The sequence below is a fragment of the Nocardia sp. NBC_00565 genome (assembly GCF_036345915.1).
Taxonomy (GTDB): Bacteria; Actinomycetota; Actinomycetes; order Mycobacteriales; family Mycobacteriaceae; genus Nocardia.
Map to the genome: position 1 here is coordinate 4,960,556 of NZ_CP107785.1, position 11,812 is coordinate 4,972,367.

The 11,812-nt window shown below is 67.0% G+C and carries 9 protein-coding genes and 1 pseudogene; 7 read left to right on the forward strand and 3 right to left on the reverse strand.

Annotated features, from left to right (window positions below):
* The first annotated feature begins 5 nt into the window (after positions 1–5).
* The 4 genes and pseudogenes from OG874_RS23320 (at position 6) to OG874_RS23335 (ending at position 3,212) form a co-directional block, all read left to right on the forward strand.
* The gene (locus tag OG874_RS23320) at positions 6–737 is read left to right on the forward strand and encodes a phosphonatase-like hydrolase (RefSeq protein WP_330249272.1); all 732 of its coding nucleotides are present in this window, start codon (positions 6–8) and stop codon (positions 735–737) included.
* Between the two features lie 2 nt (positions 738–739).
* Positions 740–1,807 (forward strand): 2-aminoethylphosphonate ABC transporter substrate-binding protein, encoded by a 1,068-nt coding sequence (locus tag OG874_RS23325; protein WP_442943077.1) that lies wholly within the window; start codon positions 740–742, stop codon positions 1,805–1,807.
* 39 nt (positions 1,808–1,846) lie between these two features.
* Positions 1,847–2,368, forward strand: a pseudogene (locus OG874_RS23330) (ABC transporter ATP-binding protein); the annotation flags it as partial.
* A 220-nt stretch (positions 2,369–2,588) separates the two neighbouring features.
* Positions 2,589–3,212, forward strand: coding sequence for a DUF4126 domain-containing protein (locus tag OG874_RS23335; protein WP_330249273.1), 624 nt, complete (start codon positions 2,589–2,591; stop codon positions 3,210–3,212).
* A gap of 27 nt (positions 3,213–3,239) precedes the next feature.
* Here the strand turns inward: OG874_RS23335 and OG874_RS23340 are convergent, their stop codons facing one another.
* On the reverse strand, positions 3,240–3,440 hold the full coding sequence (locus OG874_RS23340) for a class I SAM-dependent methyltransferase (RefSeq protein ID WP_330249274.1): 201 nt from the start codon (positions 3,438–3,440) through the stop codon (positions 3,240–3,242).
* Between the two features lie 3 nt (positions 3,441–3,443).
* A complete protein-coding gene (locus tag OG874_RS23345) occupies positions 3,444–3,884 on the reverse strand; it encodes a nuclear transport factor 2 family protein (protein WP_330249275.1) in 441 nt (146 codons plus the stop codon).
* Positions 3,885–3,921: 37 nt separating this feature from the next.
* Between OG874_RS23345 and OG874_RS23350 the strand changes: the two genes are divergently transcribed.
* Positions 3,922–5,316 (forward strand): sigma 54-interacting transcriptional regulator, encoded by a 1,395-nt coding sequence (locus OG874_RS23350; protein WP_442943078.1) that lies wholly within the window; start codon positions 3,922–3,924, stop codon positions 5,314–5,316.
* A 27-nt stretch (positions 5,317–5,343) separates the two neighbouring features.
* Positions 5,344–7,296 carry a vWA domain-containing protein gene (locus OG874_RS23355; protein WP_330249277.1) on the forward strand — a complete coding sequence of 651 codons (1,953 nt, stop codon included), beginning with the start codon at positions 5,344–5,346 and terminating at the stop codon, positions 7,294–7,296.
* Positions 7,297–7,564: 268 nt separating this feature from the next.
* On the opposite strand, the gene OG874_RS23360 is transcribed toward OG874_RS23355, so the two are convergent.
* Positions 7,565–7,924 carry a DUF4254 domain-containing protein gene (locus OG874_RS23360; RefSeq protein WP_330257385.1) on the reverse strand — a complete coding sequence of 120 codons (360 nt, stop codon included), beginning with the start codon at positions 7,922–7,924 and terminating at the stop codon, positions 7,565–7,567.
* A 600-nt stretch (positions 7,925–8,524) separates the two neighbouring features.
* Between OG874_RS23360 and OG874_RS23365 the strand changes: the two genes are divergently transcribed.
* Positions 8,525–11,803 carry a protein kinase domain-containing protein gene (locus OG874_RS23365; protein ID WP_330249278.1) on the forward strand — a complete coding sequence of 1,093 codons (3,279 nt, stop codon included), beginning with the start codon at positions 8,525–8,527 and terminating at the stop codon, positions 11,801–11,803.
* Positions 11,804–11,812: the final 9 nt, after the last annotated feature.

Sequence of the window (11,812 nt, forward strand, 5' to 3'; positions counted from 1 at the left end):
GCACCGTGCCGGACAAGAACATCGCCCTCGCCGTCCTGGACATGGCAGGCACCACCGTCGCCGACGGCGGACTGGTACTGCGCGCCTTCGACGTCGCCGCGACCAGTGCGGGCATCGAAACCGAAGGGCCGCACCGGGATCAGGCCCGCCAGTACGTGCTCGACACCATGGGCCAGTCGAAGATCGCGGTGTTCCGCGCGCTGCTCGGCGACGAGGATCGCGCGCAGGCCGCCAACCGCGCCTTCGAGACCGCCTACGACGCACTGATCGACGAGGTCGAGATCACCCCGATTCCCGGTGCGGCCGAGGCGATCGCGGCGCTGCGCGACGCGGGCGTCAAGGTCGCGCTCACCACCGGCTTCAGCCGCACCACCCAGGACCGGCTGCTGAACGCGCTGGGCTGGACCGAGATCACCGACCTGACCCTGGCGCCCTCGGATGCCGGACGCGGCCGCCCCTATCCGGACATGGTCCTGACCGCCCTGCTGCGCCTCGATATCGACGCGGTGGATCAGGTTGCGGTACTGGGCGATACGACCAGCGATATCGCCAGCGGTCTGGCCGCCGGCGCCCGCATCGTCGCAGGCACGCTCACCGGTGCACACGACGAAGAGCAACTGCGCGCCGCCGGAGCCACCCACGTGGTGGCCTCGGTCACCGAGTTCGCGGAACTGATCCGCGACGAAAACCCCCGCCCCTTCGATTCCACACTCCACCCGAACCGAAAGTTGCAGTAATCGTGCGTACTTCGAACACGCAGGGCCGCCTGGCACGCACCATCTCCCGGACCGCGTTGGTCGTCGCCGCCGTCACCGCCGTCGCGCTCACCGCGGCATGCGGCGGTACGGGCACCGACAGCGGCGACGGCAAGACCATCACCGTCTACTCCGCCGACGGCGTCGGCAGCTGGTACACCACCCAATTCGCCGAATTCAAGAAGCAGACCGGCATTTCGGTCAACCTCGTCGAGGCCGGTTCGGGCGAGGTCGTCAACCGGGTGGACAAGGAGCAGTCCAACCCGCAGGCCGATGTGCTCGTCACGCTGCCGCCGTTCATCCAAAAGGCGAAGAGCTCGGGTCTGTTGCAGGACAGCGGAATCGACACCAGCTTCGTCGCGGCCACCGATAAGGACACCGACGGCAAGTACGTGACGCTGGCGGGCAACTACCTGTCCTTCATCGCCAATCCCTCGGTCGACACCACCAAGCTCACCTGGGACGACCTGCTGAAGCCGGAATTCAAGGGCAAGTTGCAGTACTCGACCCCGGGCCAGGCCGGTGACGGCACCGCGGTGCTGATCCTGCTGCAGAATCTGCTCGGTAAGCAGGGCGCACTGGACTACCTGGCCAAGCTGCAGGCCAACAATGTCGGCCCGTCCTCGTCCACCGGCAAGTTGCAGGCCAAGGTCGACAAGGGTGAGTTGGTGGTCGCCAATGGCGACGTCCAGATGAACCTGACCACGGTCAAGGACAAGGGCTCGAAGTTCACCATCTTCTTCCCGGCCGCCGCCGACGGCAAGCGTTCCACGGTGGCCGTCCCCTATGTGATGGGCCTGGCCAAGGGCGCGCCGCACCAGAGCGAGGCGAAGCGGCTGATGGAGTTCCTGCTCTCGGCCGATGCGCAGAAGTCACTGCCCGACACCTTCGCGGTGCCCGCACGCAAGGAGCTGCGCGATAGCCCGGCGACCACCGGCACCTCGGCCAGCACGGTACTCGCGGGCGTCGAGGTCGTGAATGTCAACTGGACCAAGATTCTTTCGGATTTGGACGCCGATGTGGCCGCCTACCAGAAGGCCACAGGTCAGTAGGCCTGTCGCCGAATCCACGACAGCTTAGGAGCCGCAATCATGTCCGACGGTGCCGCGCATCCGAGATCATCCATAGCGACCGCAACCGAACCCGCCATCGTTTTCGACCGGGTCGGGGTCAGCTACGGCCGCGGCCGCAAGACCACGGTCGCCCTGACCGATTTCACGCTGCGCGTCGCCGCCGGTGAGACGGTGGCGCTCCTCGGGCCGAGTGGCTCGGGCAAGTCGACCGCGCTCGAGGCGCTGGCGGGCTTCGTCCGTCCCACCTCGGGTGCGGTTCGGCTGGCCGGGCGCGACGTCACCGACCTGTCTCCTGCCAAACGCGGGATCGGCGTGGTCGTGCAGTCCTATGCGCTATTCCCGCATATGCGGGTGCACGACAACGTGGCCTTCGGACTGAAGGCACATCGGGTGCCGCGCAAGGACATCGACATACGGGTGACCGAGGCGCTGGCAATGGTCGGCATGGTCGCGTACAACGAGCGCCTGCCGCGCGAGCTGTCCGGTGGACAGCAGCAGCGGGTGGCGATCGCGCGGGCGCTGGCGATCCGGCCCGAACTCGGCGCGACGATCATGGTCTATCCGGCCACCTGGAAAACGTTGCCGGTCACCATCTTCGGCCTGACCGACCGAGGTGAGGTGTTCAACGCGGCCGCGAGTACCTGCCTGCTGCTGGCAGTGACGCTGGTCGCCCTGGTCGCGCTGGGCCGCCTCAGGGGCCGTGCCACGCTGCGCTGACTCCACCAGGGGTCCGCGGCCCGCGACACCATACGATGGCGCAATGTCAGCATTGCCCTTGATCTTCACCGCGGGCTGGGCGAGCGGGGTCAATGCCTACGCCGTGGTCCTGCTGCTCGGCATCTTCGGCGCGACCGGCCTGTCCGACGATGTACCGGAGGCACTGCAGCGCACCGATGTGCTGATCGCGGCGGGGGTCCTGTTCCTGATCGAGGCCGTCGCCGACAAGATCCCCTACCTGGACTCGTTCTGGGATGCGGTGCACACCATCGTGCGTCCCGCATCGGGTGCGGTCGTCGCCGCGCTACTGGCCGGGCAGGACGGTTCACTTCCCCAGCTCGCGGCCGGTGCCGTCGGCGGCACAACCGCCCTGGCGAGCCATCTCGTCAAAGCCGGAACACGCATGGCGATCAACACCTCGCCGGAGCCCGCGAGCAATATCGTCGTGAGCCTCGTGGAGGACATTTCCGTCGGCGGCATCGTCACCCTCGCGATCTTCCACCCGATCGCGGCGGCCGTCTGCGCCGGCACACTGCTGGTGATCGGTGTATTCCTGGTGTCGGTCCTCGCACGCCGAATACGCCGCTACCTCATCCGCAGGCGAGAACGCCGTGCGGCAAAACGCGCGGCGGCGTCTGAACCCACGATGGCCGCGATTCCGAAATGATTGCGGCACCGGCGATTTCCGACAGCCCTACGCCGGTTTGCGCTTGGCCGCATCGATCATCACCGGCGACCGATCGATCGCATCGACCTGCTCGACATGGCGAGCAAGTTCCGTCGCGAATCCACCGGCCCCGCAACCGACATCCAGCACCCGCGCACACGGACTGGGTAGCTGCCGCACGAGAAACCGGTGGTAGTACGCGTTATGGCTCCAGTCGAGCTTGCTCATCGATCACATATTGCCACCGTCGGCGAAGGCCTGAGCGACGGCGAGGCTGTCCTCGTAGACGTGATGGCGGGTGATCAGCCCCCGCTCGACCGTCAGATGCAGGGCGAACCGGGAGCGGTAGTCGCGTCCGGTATTGCGCGCGGTCTGCCGGATTTCGCCGAGTACCACCGCGTGGTCGCCGTCGATGAGAATGCGCTCCACCACGGTGTCCGCCTGTTCCGGCACATGGTGTTCGGCGATCGCGCCGAAATGAGCGGCCGCATCCGCGCGGGTGGATCGGTGCCGGATCCATGGCGTGGCGACCCGCCCGTGTTCGGCTGCCGGCCAGTTCAACTTCCAGTCGGCGCCTTCGGCGTACAGCTCGGCGATCCGCTCTGGACTCCCCGTTCCGATGCGCTGCAGCAGCTCCTGCACGACGGCACGAGTGGTCGTGGACAGCTCCACGTCGACGTGATCGCAAACTCGACGTAGCGTCGATGTGGTGAAAGTTCCCGCGAACCTGCCCGGCACTGCGGGCGAGTTGCGTGCGGCAGGCTACCTGCCGCGCGCGGTGAAGACCGAGATCCGTGAAAACCTCCTGGCCCGACTGGGTTCGGGCACCGATCCCTGGCCCGGCATCGTCGGCTACGACAAAACCGTGCTACCGCAGCTGGAACGTGCCCTGCTCGCGGGCCACGACGTCGTACTGCTCGGCGAGCGCGGCCAGGGCAAAACCCGGCTGCTGCGCACGCTGGTCGGCCTGCTCGACGAGTGGACGCCGGTGATCGCCGGCGCCGAACTCGGCGAGCACCCGCTCGCGCCGATCAGCCCGGCCGGTCGCCGCCTGGCCGCCGAACTCGGCGACGACCTGCCCGTGGCCTGGCGGCACCGCTCGGAGCGCTATGCGGAGAAGCTCGCAACGCCCGACACCTCCGTCGGTGACCTGATCGGCGACGTCGACCCGGTCAAGGTGGCCGAGGGCCGCAGCCTCGGCGATCCCGAGACCATCCATTTCGGCCTCGTGCCGCGCGCCCACCGTGGCATCGTCGCGATCAACGAGCTGCCCGATCTCGCCGAACGCATCCAGGTCGCGCTGCTGAACGTGATGGAGGAACGCGATATCCAGGTCCGCGGCTACACCCTGCGCCTGCCGCTGGATCTACTGCTCGTCGCGACCGCCAACCCCGAGGACTACACCAACCGCGGCCGGATCATCACCCCGTTGAAAGACCGCTTCGGCGCCGAGATCCGCACCCACTACCCGCTCAGCGTCGATGCCGAGATGGCCCTGGTCCGGCAGGAGGCCGCGCTGGTGGCCGAGGTGGGCGATCCGTTGATCGAGGTGCTGGCCCGGTTCGTGCGGCAATTGCGCGAATCTTCGGCAATCGACCAGCGCTCGGGCGTATCCGCGCGATTCGCGGTCGCCGCCGCCGAAACGATCGCCGCCGCCGCCCTGCGCCGGTCCGCGCTCACCGGTGAGCAGCCCGCCGTGGCACGTCCGGTCGACCTCGAATCCGTACCGGCGGTCCTGCGCGGCAAGCTGGAATTCGAGTCCGGCGAGGAGGGGCGCGAGCAGGAACACCTCACCCACCTGCTACGGCGCGCATTCGCCGAGACCGCGCGCGAGCGGCTCGGCGGACTGGATCTGCGATCGCTGGCCGAGGCGCTCGGCGACGGCCATCTGGTCACTACGGGGGAACGCGTCCCGGGCAAGGACGTGCTGTCCGCACTGCCCGAACTGCCGGTCCTGCACGAGGTCGCCCGCCGGCTCGGAGTCGGCGCCACCGAACCTCCGGCCCGGATCGCCGCCGCGGTCGAATTCGCCTTGGAATCCCTGTATTTGGCCCGTCACGTCGCCAAGGACGCCGACGACGGCACCGCGGTCTACGGCCCGTGATCGCGCACCCGGTCCTGGAGAGACAGCATGACAACCCCTGACCGCTACTCCTACGGCCCCTATCACGACGGACCCGATCCGCTGGCACCACCGCTCGACCTGCGCGACGCACTGGATCAACTCGGACGCGACGTCATGGACGGCAGCTCACCGCGCAGCGCCCTGGAGGAGTTGCTGCGCCGCGGCATGCGCGAGGTGCGGGGGCTGGACGAGCTGACCCGCCGGGTGTGGGAGCGCCGCACGGAGATCTCCCGTCGGCACCGGCTCGACGGCACCCTGCAAGAGGTTCGTGAACTGCTGGACGAGGCCCTGGCGGCCGAGCGCCGAGCGCTGTTTCCCGACCCGTCCGACGACGCCCGCTTCGCCGAAACCCAGCTCGACGCACTGCCATCGAGTACCGCGGCCGCGGTCACCGAGCTCGCGGACTACAACTGGCAATCGGAAACCGGTCGCGAGAACTATCAGAAGATCCGCGACCTGCTCGGCCGGGAATTGCTGGAATCGCGCTTCCAAGGCATGAAACAGGCACTGCAGAACACGACACCTGAGGATGTCGAACAGGTTCGGCAGATGATGTCGGACTTGAACGACCTGCTCGCGGCCCATGCGCGGGGCGAGGATACCGAGCAGCGGTTCGCCGAGTTCATGGCCGAGCACGGCGCGTACTTCCCGGAGAATCCGCGCAACACCGATGAGTTGATCGACACGCTCGCCGCCCGCGCCGCCGCCGCGCAGCGCATGATGAATTCGATGTCCGCGCAGCAGCGGGCGGAGCTGTCCGAGCTGATCGGCCAGGCGTTCGGCGATCCGGGCGTCGCCCAGCAGATCGCCGCGCTGGACGCCAACCTGCGGGCGCTGCGACCGGGCGAGGACTGGGAGTCCGCACAGCGATTCCGCGGGCAGGACCCGTTGGGTCTCGGCGAGGGCGTGCAGGCCATGCAGGATATGGCCGAACTGGACGCGCTCGCCGAACAACTCGGCCAGTCCTATCCGGGTGCCCGGCTCGAGGATATCGACCTCGATGCCCTGGCCCGCCAGCTCGGCGACGACACCGCGGTCGATGCGGCCCGACTCGCCGAGCTGGAACGCGAACTGCGCAGACAGGGCCTGTTCGAACGGGCGCCCGACGGCTCGCTTCGGTTGACGCCCAAGGCTTTACGTCGGCTCGGCGCGACAGCACTGCGAGATATCTTGGGGCAGTTGCGATCCCGGCGCGGCGAACGGGACACCCGCTTGGCCGGTGCGGCCGGTGAACCGACGGGTGCCACCCGGCCGTGGCAGTTCGGCGACACCGAGCCGTGGGATGTGCCGCGGACCGTGCGTAACGCCGTGCTGCGATCGGCGTCGGTCGGCAGTCGCGGTGTCACGCTGGACGTATCCGATGTCGAGATCATGGAGACCGAACAGCGCTCCCGGGCGGCCGTTGCGCTGTGCGTCGACACCTCGTGGTCGATGGTGCAGGACGGCCGATGGGTGCCGATGAAACGCACCGCGCTGGCCCTGCACCAGCTGATCAGTACCCGATTCCGTTCCGACGCACTGAGTTTGATCACCTTCGGCAGGCACGCCAGCACCGTCGACATCGGCGAACTGACCGCGCTGGAAGCCGTCTGGGAACAAGGCACCAACCTGCACCACGCCCTATTGCTGGCCGTCCGGCACCTGCGCCGCCATCCCGACGCCGTACCCGTGGTCCTCGTTGTGACCGACGGCGAGCCGACCGCCCATCTCGAACCCGACGGCGAGGCGTACTTCAACTGGCCGCCGCGCCCGCGCACCCTGGCCGTGACAATGGCGCAGGTCGACGCCCTCGCCAAAATGGGTGCGTCGGTGACGGTGTTCATGTTGGGTACGGACCCGCAGCTGGCGGCCTTCGTCGACCTGGTGGCCCGCCGCAGCGGCGGCCGCGTCGTCGCTCCGGATCTGGACGGTCTCGGCGCCGCGGTGGTCAGCGACTACTTGCACGGTCGGCGCGGCTGACGAGACGCGGTGACACTGATCCAGCACATCGGACTCTGGATGGTTGCCCAATGCCTTCGGGCCATACCGGATTCCATGGCGGGCGTGCCGCGCCAGTCGACCACGCGGCACGCCGGGCGGGGCGCCCCGTTGCGCCCGCCGTCACTGTGCCAGCGACGCTAGGCGTCCGGGAACGGTTACTGGTCGGATAACGCAGACCCGGGACGTCGCCGATCGAGCAGTGCCTGTCCAGGCAGTGTCACTATTGCGGACGAGAGTCGCCGTCGGTCTACTGTTCAGGCAAACGGCGGCGGCCACCGGCCACGTCGGTTACCAAATCAGTGTAGCCGTCGACGAGTTCTGCCAGGTGATACCAATGTTTATGGGTATTGTCGCTGCGCGCACCGTCGACATCGATGGCCGTATTGGCGTCCACCCAGCTGCGCGCCATCCGATCCACCACCGCACCGAGGCTCTCGGTATGTAGCGAGGCTCCATTGCGATGCTGCGGGAGCTCCTGTGCGATCCACTCATTGATATCTTCGACGAGTTCACTACGGCGGCAGTCGATTTCGGCTACCAGACCCATATCACGGACCTCCGCGCGCCGGGCGTGCAACTCGGCGAGCGCATGCGCGGACCGCAGCAATTCACGATCTTGGAAACGTCGCCCCTGAAACGCACACAATATTTGCGGAGCGGTCGGCAGCATCCCTACCGTCGGCGCGCTCATCGCAGTACTCCGAATTCACCCGACACCAACGCGCTTTGTACCAACATGATTGGCTCTCGATTCGGTTATCCCGCTCATCGGATTGGTTCTTCACAACTAGGCTAGCTGGATCATGCTCTTACAGATGCAAGAACGCAATAGTGCGACCGCATTGCGGCGCAACATGTGTTCCGCCATCGTTCCGATGCCCACTCCCCCAGCGTCACAACGGCTTCGACTGCCCCGGATCGGGGTGGCGCAGGTGGATGCTAGCGAGTTGCCACCACTGTTCCCGCGGCTGCTGCCCCGCGCGTGCCACGTGCAGTCGTGCGCGGTGTCGGCTCGTGTGGATCGACGTGCCTTGCGGCTGTAGCCATATCGGGTAACGGCTCCCGGACGACGCGGTCATCGTTGCGAGCCTTGTGCAACCTTTTGGCACCGACTGCCCGCAGTCTGGATTCTCCGGCGATACGCTGAGCATTGTCGAGAGGTGATCGTATGTGGCCTGGTGGTGGGGGCAAGGTGGGCGGTTAGCACATGGCCGACACCGATCCGCTTCAGACCCAGCGTGATGTGTCCACGCCGGTTGTGACCGAGTTGGGCGTGGCCGGGTTCGAGGACGCCGTGGAGATCGGGCGCGGTGGTTTCGGCGTGGTGTACCGGTGTACGCAGGTCGCGCTGGACCGGATCGTGGCGGTGAAGGTGTTGACCACCGAGTTGGACGAGGAGAATCGGGCCCGGTTTCTTCGGGAGCAGCGGGCGATGGGCCGGCTGACCGGGCATCCGAACATCGTCACCGTGCTGCAGGCGGGTACCACCGCGAGCGGGCGCCCCTACCTGGTGATGCCGTACCACCCACTGGATTCCCTGGATACCCGGATCCGGGAGCAGGGTCCGCTGCCGGTGGAGGCCGTGTTGTGGCTCGGGGTGAAGATCGCCGGTGCGCTGGAGAGCGCGCATCGTCTGGGCATCGTGCATCGGGACGTGAAACCAGGAAACATTCTGCTCACCGATTACGGCGAGCCGTTGTTGACCGACTTCGGGATCGCACGTGTCACGGGCGGGTTCCAGACGGCCGCGGGCACCCTGACCGGCTCCCCGGCGTTCACAGCACCAGAGGTACTCGAAGGCGAGGTTCCCACCGCGGCCGCGGATGTCTACGGGCTGGGTGCCACCCTGTTCTGCGCCCTGACCGGGCATGCCGCCTTCGAACGGCGCAGCGGGGAAAATGTAGTGACCCAATTTTTGCGGATCACCACCCAGCCGGTGCCGGACCTGCGCGACAGCGGCATCGCCGAAGACGTATCCACGGTGGTGGCATCAGCGATGAGCCGCGACCCCCGCGAACGGCGGTCGGCGGCGGAGCTGGGCCAAGCGATTCGGCAGGTGCAGCGCCGCCTCGGTTTTGCGGTAGACGAGATGGCGCTGCAGGCCGAACCAGTCCCGGAGCACCAAGACCGGACGCCACCCCCGCGAGGGTGGCGCCCGCCGTCGGCGCGGGTGGTGGTCCGCGGTGGCGGCGGCGCTCTGCCGTTGGAGTTGACCAGCTTTGTCGACCGCCGCACCGAGGTGTCGGAGGTGAAGAATCTGCTGGCCTCGTCCCGATTGGTGACGTTGACCGGCATCGGCGGGGTCGGAAAGACCCGGCTCGGGTTGCGGGTTGCGGCGACGATGCGTGGTTTGGCCGACAGGGTGTGGTTTGTCGAGTTGGCCGACGTATCGGACCCAACACTGCTGGTCGATGTAGTGGCGGCCACCCTGGGTTTGCGCGACGAGTCAGCGCGACCATTGCAGGATGCTCTCGTCGAGTTCCTATCCGCACGGGAGTCGCTGCTGGTGTTGGACAACTGCGAGCAGCTGGTGGCGGCCGTCGCGGAGCTGGTCGAGACGTGGTTGCGGGCCTGTCCAGGCCTGCGGATCCTGGTCACCAGCCGCGAACCACTCAACATCGCTGGGGAGGCAGTGCTGCGGGTGTCACCACTTACCGTGCCGGATCCCGACCGCGAGCCGTCCATGCGGGGGCTACCCAAATATGACGCGGTGACCTTGTTCGCCGACCGCGCCGCGGCGGTGGTGCCGGGCTTCGAACTATCGCCCGACAACAAGGCCGACGTGGCCCGCATCTGCGCCCGGCTCGACGGGTTGCCGCTGGCGATCGAGTTGGCGGCGGCGCGGATACGGATGCTCTCACCCGAGCAGATCCTGCAGCGGCTCACCGATCGGTACGCGCTGCTGACCCGAAGCAGCCGCGACACGCCGACGCGGCAGCAGACACTGCGATGGTGTATCGACTGGAGCCACGATTTGTGCACCCCGGCCGAACAGCGGCTCTGGGCCCGACTGTCGGTGTTCGCCGGCAGCTTCGAACTCGACGCCGCCGAGCAGATCTGCGGTCCCGGTCTGTCACCGGAAAGCCCACTCGATGTGCTGTCCTCGCTGGTAGACAAGTCCATCCTGATCCGGGACGAGTCCAACGATGTGGTGCGGTTCCGGCTGCTCGAGACGATCCGCGACTACGGCCGACAGAAACTGCATGAGGCCGGTGAATACGCGGATCTGCGCCGGCGGCACCGCGACTGGTATCAGCAACTGGCGCTCGACGCAGAGGCCACATGGATCAGTGACCGGCAGCCCTACTGGATCGCACGCCTCGAGCGCGAGCAGCCGAACCTGCGCGACGCGCTGGAATACTGCCTGTCCGAGGACACCGAAGAGGCTGCCGAAGCGGGGCTGCGCACCGCAACAGCACTTTTTATGTACTGGACCTTCCGGGGTCTGTACGGCGAAGGAAGACGCTGGATCGACCGCGCCCTCGCCCACCCTCGAGCACATTCGATACCTGAGCGCATCAAAGCGATTCAGGTCGGCAGCGCCATGGCGGCGACGCAGGGCGATCTCCACTCGGCGACCGCCCTGCTGGCGCAGGGGCGCGTGCTCGCCGACCAGGCTCCGACCCCGATGAGTAAGGCGCTCATCGCCGCAGCCGAGGGCGCCCTGGCGGTCTTCAGTGGTGAGTTCGCAGACGCGGCCTCCTGCCTCGACCGTGCCGTCGAAGTGCTCAAATCGAACCGGGAAGGATGGCTACATATCGGTGCTTTGACCTTGCTCGGGATGGCGCACCAACTGGGCGGTGATCAAACCAAGGCAATCGAGTACCACCAGCAAGTACTCTCCATCACCGAAGCACGCGGCGAATCGCTCTATCGGTCCATCGCGCTATGCGACATGGGGATCACCACATGGCAGCAAGGGGAGCGGCACCGCGCAATCGAGCTGCTGAAAAAAGCGCTGCGAGTCAACAGGCAGGTACACAGCCCGGTCGTGACCGCGTTGAGTTTCGAGGCGCTGGCCTGGACTGCCGACACCGCTGACGCCGAGCGCAAGGCCGTTCTGATGGGAGCCGCGGAGGAACTATGGCGCTCAACCGGTAGCGGTGCGGGTATTCTCCCGGACCGATTGCGTTATCACGACGAATGTGTCCGGATGGCGCGCTCCCGCCTCGGCGCACGCGGATTCGATGCGGCCTTCCGACAGGGACGGGCGATGGGGGTGGACGCCGCGGTGGCCTACGCACTCGAAGAGCAACTCACCGACACGACGCTCGCGCCGGGTCCGTCCGCGGCATTGACCAAGCGTGAGTCGCAGGTCGCAGACCTCATTGCCCAAGGCCTCACGAACAAGCAGATCGCCGCAAAACTCGTGATATCCCCACGCACCGCCCAAGGCCATGTGGAACACATCCTCACTAAACTCGGATTCACCTCCCGCACCCAGATCGCCGCCTGGATCGCGGAAAGGGCCGAACAACAGAGTTGACCTCGCCGA

Bases quoted from the DNA above. Each gene is read 5' to 3' on its own strand.
- OG874_RS23335 (WP_330249273.1), top strand. From the start codon at position 2,589: ATGTCAGCATTGCCCTTGATCTTCACCGCGGGCTGGGCGAGCGGGGTC.
- OG874_RS23340 (WP_330249274.1), bottom strand. From the start codon at position 3,440: ATGAGCAAGCTCGACTGGAGCCATAACGCGTACTACCACCGGTTTCTC.
- OG874_RS23355 (WP_330249277.1), top strand. From the start codon at position 5,344: ATGACAACCCCTGACCGCTACTCCTACGGCCCCTATCACGACGGACCC.
- OG874_RS23365 (WP_330249278.1), top strand. From the start codon at position 8,525: ATGGCCGACACCGATCCGCTTCAGACCCAGCGTGATGTGTCCACGCCG.